Annotated in this window: 13 protein-coding genes; 4 read left to right on the top strand and 9 right to left on the bottom strand. The window is 71.5% G+C overall.

Going from position 1 to position 12,037, the window contains the following annotated elements; translation table 11 throughout:
* Nucleotides 1-10: 10 nt before the first annotated feature.
* The 4 genes from NDW01_RS01825 to NDW01_RS01810 are packed head-to-tail and all read right to left on the bottom strand — an operon-like array spanning nucleotide 11 to nucleotide 3,073.
* A complete protein-coding gene (locus NDW01_RS01825; protein WP_252815923.1) occupies nucleotides 11-361 on the bottom strand; it encodes a hypothetical protein in 351 nt (116 codons plus the stop codon).
* Nucleotides 354-1,157: a LytR/AlgR family response regulator transcription factor gene (locus tag NDW01_RS01820; RefSeq protein ID WP_252815921.1), complete on the bottom strand. Its 804-nt coding sequence runs from the start codon at nucleotides 1,155-1,157 to the stop codon at nucleotides 354-356. Before NDW01_RS01820 ends, NDW01_RS01825 begins: the two co-directional genes overlap by 8 nt.
* A 58-nt stretch (nucleotides 1,158-1,215) precedes the next feature.
* Nucleotides 1,216-2,424: a sensor histidine kinase gene (locus tag NDW01_RS01815; RefSeq protein ID WP_252815919.1), complete on the bottom strand. Its 1,209-nt coding sequence runs from the start codon at nucleotides 2,422-2,424 to the stop codon at nucleotides 1,216-1,218.
* A 55-nt stretch (nucleotides 2,425-2,479) separates the two neighbouring features.
* Nucleotides 2,480-3,073, bottom strand: coding sequence for a sulfite oxidase-like oxidoreductase (locus tag NDW01_RS01810; protein ID WP_252782903.1), 594 nt, complete (start codon nucleotides 3,071-3,073; stop codon nucleotides 2,480-2,482).
* Between the two features lie 287 nt (nucleotides 3,074-3,360).
* Between NDW01_RS01810 and aroF the strand changes: the two genes are divergently transcribed.
* Both aroF and NDW01_RS01800 read left to right on the top strand, forming a co-directional pair.
* A complete protein-coding gene (gene aroF, locus NDW01_RS01805; protein WP_252815917.1) occupies nucleotides 3,361-4,383 on the top strand; it encodes a 3-deoxy-7-phosphoheptulonate synthase in 1,023 nt (340 codons plus the stop codon).
* Between the two features lie 263 nt (nucleotides 4,384-4,646).
* Nucleotides 4,647-5,555 carry a DMT family transporter gene (locus NDW01_RS01800; protein WP_252815915.1) on the top strand — a complete coding sequence of 303 codons (909 nt, stop codon included), beginning with the start codon at nucleotides 4,647-4,649 and terminating at the stop codon, nucleotides 5,553-5,555.
* A 92-nt stretch (nucleotides 5,556-5,647) separates the two neighbouring features.
* Here the strand turns inward: NDW01_RS01800 and NDW01_RS01795 are convergent, their stop codons facing one another.
* On the bottom strand, nucleotides 5,648-6,187 hold the full coding sequence (locus tag NDW01_RS01795; RefSeq protein WP_308211645.1) for a TetR/AcrR family transcriptional regulator: 540 nt from the start codon (nucleotides 6,185-6,187) through the stop codon (nucleotides 5,648-5,650).
* A 161-nt stretch (nucleotides 6,188-6,348) separates the two neighbouring features.
* Between NDW01_RS01795 and NDW01_RS01790 the strand changes: the two genes are divergently transcribed.
* The gene (locus NDW01_RS01790; RefSeq protein ID WP_252815909.1) at nucleotides 6,349-7,308 is read left to right on the top strand and encodes an NADP-dependent oxidoreductase; all 960 of its coding nucleotides are present in this window, start codon (nucleotides 6,349-6,351) and stop codon (nucleotides 7,306-7,308) included.
* A gap of 69 nt (nucleotides 7,309-7,377) precedes the next feature.
* Here NDW01_RS01790 and NDW01_RS01785 read toward each other — a convergent pair whose 3' ends face one another.
* The 4 genes from NDW01_RS01785 to NDW01_RS01770 all read right to left on the bottom strand — a co-directional run bounded on the left by NDW01_RS01785 (nucleotide 7,378) and on the right by NDW01_RS01770 (nucleotide 11,034).
* Complete coding sequence (locus NDW01_RS01785; protein ID WP_252815908.1) at nucleotides 7,378-7,533, bottom strand: hypothetical protein; 156 nt, start codon at nucleotides 7,531-7,533, stop codon at nucleotides 7,378-7,380.
* A 144-nt stretch (nucleotides 7,534-7,677) separates the two neighbouring features.
* The gene (gene thiI / locus NDW01_RS01780; protein ID WP_252815907.1) at nucleotides 7,678-8,931 is read right to left on the bottom strand and encodes a tRNA uracil 4-sulfurtransferase ThiI; all 1,254 of its coding nucleotides are present in this window, start codon (nucleotides 8,929-8,931) and stop codon (nucleotides 7,678-7,680) included.
* A 174-nt stretch (nucleotides 8,932-9,105) separates the two neighbouring features.
* Entirely contained in the window at nucleotides 9,106-10,131 is a 1,026-nt protein-coding gene (locus NDW01_RS01775; RefSeq protein ID WP_252782888.1) for a 6-phosphofructokinase, read from the bottom strand.
* Between the two features lie 132 nt (nucleotides 10,132-10,263).
* Nucleotides 10,264-11,034: a lysophospholipid acyltransferase family protein gene (locus NDW01_RS01770; protein WP_252815906.1), complete on the bottom strand. Its 771-nt coding sequence runs from the start codon at nucleotides 11,032-11,034 to the stop codon at nucleotides 10,264-10,266.
* A 259-nt stretch (nucleotides 11,035-11,293) separates the two neighbouring features.
* Here NDW01_RS01770 and NDW01_RS01765 point away from each other — a divergent pair, with 259 nt between their 5' ends.
* A complete protein-coding gene (locus NDW01_RS01765; protein ID WP_252815904.1) occupies nucleotides 11,294-11,995 on the top strand; it encodes a hypothetical protein in 702 nt (233 codons plus the stop codon).
* Nucleotides 11,996-12,037 lie beyond the last annotated feature (42 nt).

Raw genomic sequence — 12,037 nt, 5'->3', positions numbered from 1 at the left:
CGGGCGCCGCTCACTCGGGCCGGGCCATGGCCGCGAAGTCACGCTCGGCCCGCTCGGCGAGGCGTACGTGACGGCGCGCGACGGCGACCCACACGACCGGGACGACCACCGAGAGCACGAGCCAGGGCAGCCGTACGCCGAGGATCCGGATCCGCGAGAGCACGGGCTCCCACGCGAACAGCAGCGGCAGGCCGCCCCCGACCAGCGCGACGATCGCGCACGTCAGCGCGGCGTGCGCCGCCTGGACGCGCATGAGCGACCGGACGGGCGCAGCGCCGGTCCCTTCCGGGTCCTGGGCCGCGCGGTGCGGGGGCCGCGCCGCGGCGCTCGGCGGGCCGGTGACGGTGACGCGTTCACTCATCGGGCGATGGCGGCTCATCCGGGGACGGCGGCTCCTCACCGGGGGACGGCGGCCGCTGCCGGAAGCGGCGGATCAGCAGGTCGCGCACCTCGCGCGTGTGACGGCGGCTCACCGGCAACTGCAGGTCCCCGATCTGCACGAGGACGCGGCCCTCGTCGAAGCGGAGTTCGGTGATGTGCGCGGCGGAGACGAGCGTCTTGCGGTGGATGCGGATGAACCCGGCGTCCCGCCAGCGCTCGGCGAGCACGGAGAGCGGCATCCGCAGGAGGTAGCCGCCCTCGGCGGTGTGCAGGCGGATGTAGTCGCCGTGCGTCTCCGCGTGCGTGACGTCGGCACGGGAGATCAGCCGGGTGCGCCCGCCCAGCTCCACCGGGATCACCTCGTCCGTCCCCGGCTCGTCGTACGGCGCGGTGTCGCGGTGGACGATCGCGTCGACGCGCCGTACGGCCTCGCCGAGGCGGTCCGGGTCGATGGGCTTCAGAAGGTAGTCGACGGCGCCGAACTCGAAGGCGGTGACGGCGAACTCGTCATGCGCGGTGACGAAGACGATGGCGGGCGGGGCGGCGAAGCCGGCGACGAGGCGTGCGAAGTCGAAGCCGTCGAGCGCCGGCATGCAGATGTCGAGGAAGACCGCGTCGAGCCGCTCCCCGCTCTTGATCATCCTGCCGATCTCGCGCAGCGCCTCGGCGGCGTCGCGGGCGGGCTTGACGTGCTCGATCCGCGGATGCCGACGGAGCAGGTAGGTGAGCTCCTCCAGCGCGGGGGCCTCATCGTCGGCGGCGAGGACGCGAAGCATGGCAGGAGACTCCCTCTTTTACGCAGAGTATGCAACTCATTTCACCAAGTAGTTGGTTTCAATACCGAGACTCGACGGCCGTCCTGCTCTTGGGCACGCGCAGGCTGACCTTCATCCCCGCGCCGACCGCCGTCTCGATGACCAGGCCGTACTCCCCTCCGTAGACCTGACGCAGGCGGCGGTCGACGTTCACCAGGCCGATGCCGCCGTGCGGCGCGCTCTCCCGCCCCTCCTCAAGGAGGGCCCGGAGCCTTCCGGGATCCATGCCGACCCCGTCGTCCTCCACGCTGATCGCCGCCTCCGCGCCGGCGTCCCGCGCCAGGATCCGTACGTGGAGCCGCTGGGTGCCGCCGCACTGCATGCCGTGGCGGATGGCGTTCTCCACGAGCGGCTGCAGCGACAGGAACGGCACCGACACCGGGAGCACCTCGGGCGCGATCTCGACGCTGAACCGCAGGCGCTCGTCGCCGAAGCGGGCCCGCTCGAGGAGGAGGTACCGGTCGATCGACCGCAGCTCCTCGGCCAGGGTCGTGAAGTCCCGCCGGTCGCGGAAGGAGTACCGCGCGAAGTCGGCGAAGTCGAGCAGCAGCTCGCGGGCGCGCTCGGGATCCGTCCGGACGAAGGACGCGATCGTGCTCAGCGAGTTGTAGACGAAGTGCGGGGAGATCTGGGCGCGCAGGGCCCGCATCTCCGCCTCCTCCAGGCGCGTCTTCGACGTCTCCAGCTCGGCGAGCTCCAACTGCCCGGAGGCCCACCGGGCGACCTCTCCGAGCGTCTGCAGGCGCTCGTCGCGGACCCCCGCGCCGTACGCGGCCAGGGCCCCGGCGACGCGGCCCTCGATGGTCAGCGGCGCGATCACCACGGCCCGTACGGGGCAGCCGGGGTCGCCGCACCCGACGAGCTCCGAGACGACCACACGCGGCCGCCCGGTGCCGAGCACCTGGGCGGCGAGCGGCACCACGGTCGCGGCGTGGGCGTCCCCGGCTCCGTCCCAGGCGAGCAGGCGGCCGGTGTCGGCGACGGCGACGGCCGGCACGTCGAGGAGCTCCCGCAGGTGACGGGCCGTCCGCCGCGCCGACTCCTCGGTCAGGCCGGTCCGCAGGGAGGCCGACGCGAGGGAGATCGTGTGCAGGACCGCGAACAGCGCCTCCCCGCCCGGCGCGCCGGGTTCGGCGCGCCGGCGCGCCGAACCCAGCGACCAGCCGGCGGCGGCCGCCATCAGCGCCGCCGTCGCGGCCAGCACGGCCTCAGCCGAAATCCCCACCATGACCACAGACCGTAATGCCATCGTCACGGAAACGCCGGTATTTCGGCAAGTCCCCCTACGCCGGAGGCTCGTCCTCCTGGTAGGAGTAGCGCTGCTCCCGCCAGGGGTCCGCGATGTTGTGGTAGCCCCGCTCCTCCCAGAAGCCCCGGCGGTTCGCGGTGAGGTACTCGATGGCGCGCACCCACTTCACGCTCTTCCACCCGTACAGGTGCGGCACCACCATCCGCAGCGGCGCGCCGTGGTCGGGAGTGAGCGGCTCACCGCCCTGATGGGTGGCCAGCAGCGTCGTCTCCTCGAGGAAGTCGGTCATCCGCAGGTTGGCGCTGTAGCCGTAGTCCGCCCACACCATGACGTGGGTCGCCTCGTCGGCCGGAGGCGCCAGCCCGACGAGCGTGGCCGTGAGGATCCCCTCCCAGCCGACGTCGGGCACGGTGAACTTCGTGACGCAGTGGAAGTCGGCGGTGACCTTCCCGCGCGGCATCGCCTGGACCTGCGGCCAGGTCCAGCGGTACTCCCGCCCCGCCTCGGTGGCGCCGTACACGCGCAGGTCCCAGCGTTCGGGACGGAACTTCGGCACCGGGCCGTAGTGCAGGACGGGCCAGCCGCGCGGAACGTACTGTCCCGGCGGGAGCCGGTCGTCAGGCCCCACCGCGTCGTCCTCGACTCTCCGAATGCCCGCTCATGGTCATCGGCCATCCTGCCATCCCCCGCGCAGGGGCCGTGCCGAACCCCTCCGAGCACGGCGCCCGGGACATCGGCTAGGCTGACCGCATGCGCAACGTCTTCGTCTTTACCTATGGCGGGCCCGGGACACGGGTGACTGCCGGAAGGACGCTGCGCTAAAAGGCAACCACCGACAGATGCCCCGGGCCCGATGGGTCCGGGGCATCTGTCGTTTCCGGCCAAGAACCGACTGTTGCGGGAAGAGGAAGCACCATGGTCGTTGTCATGTCCGCCGATGCGGAGGAAGCCGATGTCAAGGCCGTCGTCGCGGTCGTCGAGGGCGCGGGCGGCGAGGCGTTCGTCAGCCGGGGCGTCAACCGCACGATCGTCGGCCTGGTCGGCGACGTCGAGCAGTTCGGCACGCTGAACCTCCACGCGCTGCGCGGCGTCAGCGACGTCATCCGGATCTCGGTGCCGTACAAGCTGGTCAGCCGCGAGAACCACCCCGACCGCTCGGTCGTGCGCGTCGGCGGCGTGCCGATCGGCCCCGGAACCATGACGCTCATCGCCGGCCCGTGCGCGGTCGAGACGCCGGAGCAGACCCTCCAGGCCGCGCGGATGGCCCAGGCCGCGGGCGCGACCCTGCTGCGCGGCGGTGCTTTCAAGCCGCGCACCTCCCCGTACGCCTTCCAGGGACTCGGCGAGAAGGGTTTGGGCATTCTGGCCGACGTGCGCGAGGAGACCGGCCTGCCCATCGTCACCGAGGTGGTGGACGCGAACGACGTCGAGCTCGTCGCCTCGTACGCCGACATGCTCCAGGTCGGCACCCGCAACATGCAGAACTTCGCGCTGCTGCAGGCCGTCGGCGGCATCGGCAAACCCGTCATGCTCAAGCGCGGCATGAACGCCACCATCGAGGAGTGGCTGATGGCGGCCGAGTACATCGCCCAGCGCGGCAACCTCGACATCGTGCTGTGCGAGCGCGGCATCCGCACGTTCGAGAAGGCCACCCGCAACACCCTGGACATCTCGGCCGTACCGGTCGCGCAGCGGCTGTCGCACCTGCCCGTCATCGTCGACCCGTCCCACTCCGGCGGCCGGCGTGACCTGGTGCTGCCGCTCACCCGCGCGGCCATCGCCGTCGGTGCCGACGGGGTCATCATCGACGTGCACCCGAGCCCGGAGACCGCCCTGTGCGACGGCCCGCAGGCGCTCGTCGACGAGGACGTGCGGGAGCTCGCCGCCACCGCGCGCGACCTGCCGCCCATGGTCGGCCGCACCCTCACCACCGTCTGACCTGGGAGGGCGCGCCGTCGTACGCGGCGCGCCCCGCCCGGTGTCCGGCAGCCCGGACCGTACGGAGCGGGCATGCGGACGGTAGTCTTCCCGACATGGCGTACTTCACCGCCCAGCTGGGGCCGCCCCGGTTCTGACCGGGGCCACCACACCTACGCGCTCGGCGTCGCCGGGCGCCTCTCCTGACGCCGCCGCCGAGCGGCTCTTCGGCGCGCCCCGGATCTCGCGTTCGTTCGAACCGTTCGACATCTGGAGCGTTCTCCTTGACCAGCACTGAGGTCTCCTCCGCCGCGCCCGCGCGCCGGCGGCTCGGCGGGTCCGCCGACATCGTCCTGGCCGCCTCCCTGTGGGGCACGACCGGCACCGTCCGCAGTTTCGTCCACGCCAGTCCGATCGCGGTGGGCGCCGCCCGCCTCCTCATCGGCGGCGCCTTCCTGTTCGCCGTGGCCGTCCGCTGCGACGGGCTGCGGCCCCTGCTCTCCCGCGGCGCCCGCACGCGCCTGATCCTGCTCCTCGGCGCGGCGCTCGTCGCCGTGTACCAGGTGGCGTTCTTCTGCGCGGTCGCCCGCACCGGCGTCGCGACGGGCACCGTCGTCACGATCGGCAGCGGCCCCGTCTTCGCCGGCCTGCTGTCCCGGCTCCTGCGCATGGGCGCGCTGACCCCGCGCTGGCTGCTCTCCACGGCGGGGGCGGTCGCCGGGTGCGCCGCGCTCACCCTGGGCGGCCAGGCGGCCGGCGTCGAGCCCCTCGGCGTCGCGCTGGCCCTGATCTCCGGGTGCGGCTACGCGGCGTACGCCACCGTCGCGTCGTACCTCATCACCCGCGGTGAGGACAGCCGCGCGGTGCTCGGCATGCTGTTCGGCGGGTCCGGGGTACTGCTCCTGCCGGTGCTCCTCGCGATCGGCGCCGGCTGGCTGTTCACCGGGACCGGCGCGGCGGCGGCCCTCTACCTGGGCGTGATCACCACCGGGCTCGGCTACCTGTTCTACGGCCGGGGCCTGCGGACGACCCCGGTCGCCGCCGCGACCACCCTCACCCTGGCCGAACCGGCGGTCGCGGCGGTCCTGGGACTGTTCGTCCTCGGCGAGCACCTCGGCGTGCTCGCCCTCGCCGGCCTGGCCCTCCTCGCCGCCAGCCTGGTGATCCTCACCGTCCCGGCCCGCTCCCGCTGACGCCCGCGGCGACGCGGATGGTGGCCGCGCCGAGGAAGACACCGGGTTCTGATCCGCTGTTCGACGTCGTCCGCCGACTCCGGGGGCATGAGTCAGCCACCGGAGGACGACGCCTCGGGGTGGCCGCAAGCGGAGGGCCGGAGTCCGTCCATCAGGAGGTCCAGCAGGCGAGCCGCCATCGCTTCGTGCTCGGGCGAGCCGGCCACGGTGAAGATACCGATGAGAGCGGCGGCGATGTCTTCGGCGGGGACGTCGGCGCGGAGTTCCGCGCTCGTGCGGCCGGCTTCGAGGATGTCGTCGATGGCTCCGAGCAGCTCGGTCCGGGTATGGGCATGGGCGATCTCGCCCGATTCGACCATCGCGAGCAGCGTGTCGAGCATCCCGTTCTTGGTCGCGATCCACTCCCCGAACAGGTCCATCCAGCGTCGCAGCGCCGCGGGCGGATCGAGCTCGGCGAGGAGCTGACGGGCACCGGCGGTGAGCCTCGACACCTGGTCCCGGTAGACCGCGTCGACCAGCGCCTCGCGGGTGGGAAAGTGCCGGTAGAGAGTGGCGATGCCGACCCCGGCTTCGTTGGCGATCGCGCGCATCGACGGCTCGGCGTCGGCCGAAGCGAACAAACGGGTCGCCACGGCCAGCAGCTGTTCGCGGTTGCGGGCCGCGTCCGCCCGGGGTCTACGGATCTCTGCGGCGGTCAAAACGGATCACGCTCCACTTATGCTAGATTGAGCCACACAAACGGAGCATAGTCCGTTTACCTTGCTTCACGAGCCGCTCCAGGAGACAGGTGAGCATGAAAGAACCGAGCCTCAACACCTCGGCGACCACGAGCCGGGCGGTCCAGTTCGAGTCGTTCGGCGGACCGGACGCCTTGAGCGTCCGCGAGGTATCCGTGCCGCACGCCGGCTCGGGGCAGATCCGCGTGCGCGTCACCGCGGCCGGCCTGAACCCGATGGACTGGTTCATGACCTCTGACGCGGAGACCGCCGCGCGATTCGGCCTGAGCCTGCCGTGCGGGTTCGGCACCGACTATGCCGGGGTGGTCGATGAGGTCGGCGACGGCGTGAGCGAGTTCGCGGTCGGTGACCGGGTGTTCGGCGGCGCCATGTCCCGCGCGGTCGCCGACCACGTCATCGTGGACGAGGCGGGGACCATCGCGGTGGGCGGCGAGGCGCACCGTACCCCTGACGGCGTCGACGACCGCACCGCCGCCACCCTTACCATCGCGGGCTGCACGGCGGCCGCAGCTCTGGCCGTGGTCGACCCGGGCCCGGGCGACACGGTGCTCATCGGCGGCGCGGGAGGCGGAGTGGGCGTGTTCGCCGTCCAGCTCGCGCGTCTCGCGGGCGCACGAGTGATCGGCACCGGGTCGGCGACCTCGGCCGATGCCCTGCGAGCCCTGGGGGCCGAGCCGGTCGCCTATGGCGATGGCCTGGTCGACCGGGTCCGTGCGCTGGCTCCCGCCGGCGTCACTGCGGCCATGGACCTGCACGGGACGGACACGGCGCAGGCGGCACGCGAACTCGGCGTGCCGGACGAGCGCATCACCACCATCGCCGCCCAGATCGACGGGATCACGCCGGCGAACGGCGCCAACGCGGCCCCGGGCGCCATCGAGGAGATCGCCGGCCTGGTCGCGGCGGGTCGGCTCCGGGTGCCGATCGCGGCAAGCTTTCCCGTCGACCAGATCCGTACCGCGGTCGAGCTTCAGGCAGGGCGGCACGTGCACGGAAAGGTCGTCATCGACCTCTAGGAAAGGTCGGGAACACGACGCTCTTCTTCGTAGGTTCGTCCTGCGTTCCGCGACCACATGACCGGGTGATCACTCGTGGTCGTGGTCATGGTTGATCTCGTCGGTGAGGCGTCGGGCGGCTTCGGTCTCGATCGGGCCGTGCGGCTCGACGTCCTCACCGGCCGGCCGTGCGGCCATGAGCCGGATCATCGCGACCTCGATCATCGCTTCGGCATCCGCGGTCATGCGCTCGTGGTCCCGGGCCGATGAGGCCGGAGTCGACGATGTCGGCATAGCCGCAGTCCATGACCCCCCTTGAACCGGGGTGTTGCAACGACCACTAGAGCTGAAGCGCTGCCGGGGGCCTCACTCATGTCCTGTCCGTCGGGGTCAGGCGGTGGGGTCGCCGTAGGACGGGCGGTGTTCCTGGAGGTTGGCGGCGAGTTGCTCGGCCAGCTCGCCCGCGTCGAGGCGCTTCTCGATCTGGCGCAGGTCATCGATCTTGGCCCGGGTCTCGGCGCGGCGCGGGGTGAGGACGGTGCAGCAGTCCTCGTCCGGCAGCTCCGAGATGCTCAGCGTGTGGATCTTCCGCGCCTCGGCCATGATCTCGGTCTTGTCCATGCCGATGAGCGGGCGCAGGATCGGCAGCTCCACCGCGTCGTCGAGGGCCGTGATGTTCTGCATGGTCTGGCTGCTCACCTGGCCGAGCGAGTCGCCGGTGATGAGCGCGGCGCCGCCCAGGTTGTGCGCGACGACCTCGGCGGTCTTCAGCATCAGGCGGCGCTGCGCGATGATCTGCAGCCGGTCGGCCCCGGAGGACTTGATCTGCTGCTGCGCCTTGCCGAACGCCGAGACGAACAGGCGCGACCCGCCCTGGAACTTGTCCAGCTCGCGCACCAGGGCGTACGCCTTGTAGATCGACTCCGGGCCGGTGAACGGCATCCCGGAGAAGTGCAGGAAGTCGACCCGCAGCCCACGGCGCATCATGCGGTACGCGGCGACGGGCGAGTCGATGCCGCCCGACATCAGCACCAGCGCCCGGCCGCTCATGCCGACCGGCAGACCGCCGGCGCCGGGCATGCCGTCGGTGAAGACGAAAACCTCGCGCTGGTCCACCTCGATGAACACCGCCAGGTCGGGGTGCTTGAGGTTGACCGGCAGGTCGTAGCGCTCCTTGACCTTCGCGCCGACCAGGGCGTTGAGGTCGGAGGAGGTGATCGGGAAGCGCTTGTCGCGGCGCCGCGCGCGGATGGCGAACGCGCCCTTGCGGGCCAGCGCGGGGTGCTGCGCGACGAGGTCGAGGGCGGCCTGGACGGTCGCGTCGACGTCCTTGGCCACCCGCCAGGCGCGGTGCACCCATACGATGCCCATCACGTCGGTGAGCCTGCGGGCCACGGCGTCGACGTCGGCGAGCTCGCCGCTCTCGGCGCGGACGACGATGACGCCCTCGCGCTGCCAAATATTGATCTTGATGCCGAGCCCCTTCACGGCGGCCCGGATGTTGTTCTGCAGGCGCCGCTCGAACAGCTCGCGGTTCTTGCCCTTGAGGACGATCTCGCCCAGCTTGAGGAGAACGCAGGGCTCGCCGACGACGGCGGGCCGCTCGGCGTTCTGGGGCTGCGTCGCGGTTTCGAGCGTGGGCATGCGTCCAACCTCCAGCGGACACTGACGGGGTGCGAACATCCAGTGTCGCGCACGAACGCGACTGTCTGGACCGAACGCCCGGCCGACGGTCCCTGTTCCCTTCCAGTTTCACCGAATGAGCGAGGGCACCGCACGCGCGTGCGGTGCCCTCACGGTCGTACGGAGTCGCGGCGATCAGCCGAAGAAGACCTCGGCCTCTTCGTAGCGCTGGACCGGGACGGTCTTGAGCTCGTCGGTGGCGGCGCTCAGGTCGACACGGACGATCTCGGTGCCCTGCAGGCCGACCATCTTGCCGTACGCGCCGTCGTGCACCGCGTCGATGGCGTGCACGCCGAACCGGGTCGCGAGGACGCGGTCGAACGCGGTCGGGGTGCCGCCGCGCTGGATGTGGCCGAGGACCGTCGTGCGGGCCTCCTTGCCGGTGCGCTTCTCGATCTCCGCGGCGAGACGCTCGCCGATGCCGCCGAGGCGCACGTGGCCGAACGCGTCGAGCTCCTGCGTCTGCACGTCCATCTGGCCGTCCACCGGGTGCGCGCCCTCGGCGACCACGATGATCGGGGCGTACTTCGTCTTGAAGCGGCTCTCGACGTACCCGCAGACCTTCTCGATGTCGAAGGGCTTCTCCGGGATGAGGATGACGTTCGCCCCGGACGCCATGCCGGCGTGCAGCGCGATCCAGCCCGCGTGCCGGCCCATGACCTCGCAGATCAGCGCGCGGTGGTGCGACTCGGCCGTGGTGTGCAGCCGGTCGATGGCCTCCATCGCGATGTTCACCGCGGTGTCGAACCCGAAGGTGTAGTCGGTGGCGTTGAGGTCGTTGTCGATGGTCTTGGGAACGCCGACCACCTTGACGCCCCGGTCGTGCAGCTGACGCGCCACGCCGAGCGTGTCCTCGCCGCCGATGGCGATGAGCGCGTCGACGCCCAGCCCGGCGAGGTTGTCCTTGATCCGCTCGACCCCGCCCTCGATCTTGATCGGGTTCGTCCGGGACGAGCCGAGGATGGTGCCGCCGCGCGGCAGGATGCCGCGGACCGCCTGGACGTCGAGCGGCGTCGTGTCGCCCTCGAGCGGACCACGCCAGCCGTCGCGGAAGCCGACGAACTCGTATCCGTAGACCTGGATGCCCTTGCGGACAACGGCGCGGATGACGGCGTTCAGCCCGGGGCAGTCGCCGCCGCCGGTCAGCACTCCGACACGCATGCCCAACTCCTCTGTGTAACCCTGAGTTCACCCGCCAGCCTAGCGGCGCGGGTAGGACCTTTTCGAAGGCGGCGCGCCCGTGGGCACACCCTCCCGATTGGTCTAGACCATATCGGAAAGCCGCCCCTCTGATCAGCCCTTCGAGCTGTTTGATGCGCGCTCGGCACCCTGCTCTTCCGCCGGGGTGAGGTCGCCGCCCGGATCCTCCGCCGCGGTCTCGCCGCCGGTCACGGCGTCCTCCTTGACGTCCGCGGCGTACCGGTCGACGTACTCCTGGCCGGACAGCCGCATGATCGCCTGCATGATCTCGTCGGTGACCGCGCGCAGCACGACCCTGTCGTGGGCCATGCCGTAGTACCGCGAGAAGTCCAGCGGCTCGCCGAACCGCACCTCCGGGCGCGGGCGCAGCTTGGGCAGCGGCCGCCCGGCGGGCATCAGCTCGAACGTGTTGACCATGGCCATCGGGATGACCGGCGCCCGGGACTCGAGGGCGAGCCGGGCCACGCCCGTCTTGCCGCGGTAGAGCCGGTTGTCCGGCGCGCGCGTGCCCTCCGGGTAGATGCCGAGCAGCTTCCCCTCACCCAGGACCCGCAGCCCGGTCCGCAGCGCCGCCTCGCTCGCCCGGCCGCCCGTACGGTCGATGGGCACCTGCCCGACGCCGCTGAAGAACAACCGGCTGATGAGGCCCTTCAGGCCCGTTCCGGTGAAGTACTCGGCCTTGGCCAGGAACGTCACCTTGCGCGGCAGCGGCAGCGGCCCGAAGAAGTGGTCGGCGAAGGAGAGGTGGTTGCCGGCCAGGATGGCCGGACCCTGCCGCGGAACGTGCCGTGTCCCATACGCGCGCGGCCGCCAGACCAGGTAGAGAATGGGACCCAAGATGGCCTTGACGACCCAGTAGAACAACGCCCCGCCTTTCCTTACCCCCTGCCGTTCACCCGTCCGTGGGATGATAATCATCTTCCCATCTCACGCCGGACACACCCACATCCACACACGGCACGTTTTCGTCCTTGCGCGGCGCGGGGGCCGTAGGCTCATCTTTGAAGCGTCGGCCGATGGCAGTTTCGAGGGGAGGCGCCATGGCGTTGACGCCGGACGTCCGGTCGCACGCGACCGACGTGCCGCACGACGGCCTGGCCAGGATGCGACGGGAGACCGGGGTATGAGCCGACGGGGAAACGGGCTCACGGCGGACGCGTACGTCCCGCTCGCCGACCTGACTCCGCAGCTCGCCGACGCGATGCTGTCCGCTCTCCGGGAGGCGGGCATCGCGGCCTACGCCGCCCCGGCGCCGGGCACGACCGGCGGCTACCTCGACGTGCGGCTGCCCGAGGAGCCCACCGACCGGCTGTACGCCGACGCGGAGGCCAGGCAGGCGGCCGAGGACATCCTGGAGAGACGCCTCCCCGAGCTGCGCGCCGACTACGCGGCCTCGCGCGACGAGGATGAGATCTTCGCCGAGATCGTAGCGGGCTTCGACCTGCCGGCGATCGACGGCGAGACCCCATGGCCCGCCGAGGAGAACCTCGACGACGGTCCCGAGGACACCGCCGGACCGGCGCTGGAGGACTCCGGATCGGAGCGCACCGCCACGGCCCGGGTCGTCAAGCCCGCGTCCGAGGACGAGGAGGAGCACTTCGTTCCACCTCCCCCGCCGCCGCTCCCGAAGGCGGACCCGATGACGCGGTTCGCGTGGATCGCGCTGCTCGGCGGGCCGGTGTACCTGGTGCTGTCGGTGTTCCTCGGCTGGAGCGTCCCGAGCTGGGCGGCGTTCGTCGCGGTCGCGGCCTTCATCGGCGGCTTCGTCGCCCTCGTCCTCCGCATGGGCGACGATCCCCCGGACGACGACGGCGCCGTCGTCTGAGCATCGTCCAAGCGGCGCCGTCCTCTGCGCGTGCCGTCCTCT

The organism is Actinoallomurus soli (genome assembly GCF_024055715.1).
GTDB lineage: Bacteria > Actinomycetota > Actinomycetes > Streptosporangiales > Streptosporangiaceae > Actinoallomurus > Actinoallomurus soli.
The sequence above is the reverse complement of the archived record's forward strand: the minus strand, read 5'-3'. Positions and strand labels throughout refer to the sequence as shown.

Excerpts from the sequence above, each read along its gene's own strand:
- NDW01_RS01785 (WP_252815908.1), bottom strand. The coding sequence starts at position 7,533 with ATGACCGCGGATGCCGAAGCGATGATCGAGGTCGCGATGATCCGGCTC.
- NDW01_RS01765 (WP_252815904.1), top strand. The coding sequence starts at position 11,294 with ATGAGCCGACGGGGAAACGGGCTCACGGCGGACGCGTACGTCCCGCTC.
- NDW01_RS01825 (WP_252815923.1), bottom strand. The coding sequence starts at position 361 with ATGAGTGAACGCGTCACCGTCACCGGCCCGCCGAGCGCCGCGGCGCGG.
- thiI (WP_252815907.1), bottom strand. The coding sequence starts at position 8,931 with ATGCCCACGCTCGAAACCGCGACGCAGCCCCAGAACGCCGAGCGGCCC.
- NDW01_RS01790 (WP_252815909.1), top strand. The coding sequence starts at position 6,349 with ATGAAAGAACCGAGCCTCAACACCTCGGCGACCACGAGCCGGGCGGTC.
- NDW01_RS01815 (WP_252815919.1), bottom strand. The coding sequence starts at position 2,424 with ATGGTGGGGATTTCGGCTGAGGCCGTGCTGGCCGCGACGGCGGCGCTG.
- NDW01_RS01775 (WP_252782888.1), bottom strand. The coding sequence starts at position 10,131 with ATGCGTGTCGGAGTGCTGACCGGCGGCGGCGACTGCCCCGGGCTGAAC.
- NDW01_RS01820 (WP_252815921.1), bottom strand. The coding sequence starts at position 1,157 with ATGCTTCGCGTCCTCGCCGCCGACGATGAGGCCCCCGCGCTGGAGGAG.
- aroF (WP_252815917.1), top strand. The coding sequence starts at position 3,361 with ATGGTCGTTGTCATGTCCGCCGATGCGGAGGAAGCCGATGTCAAGGCC.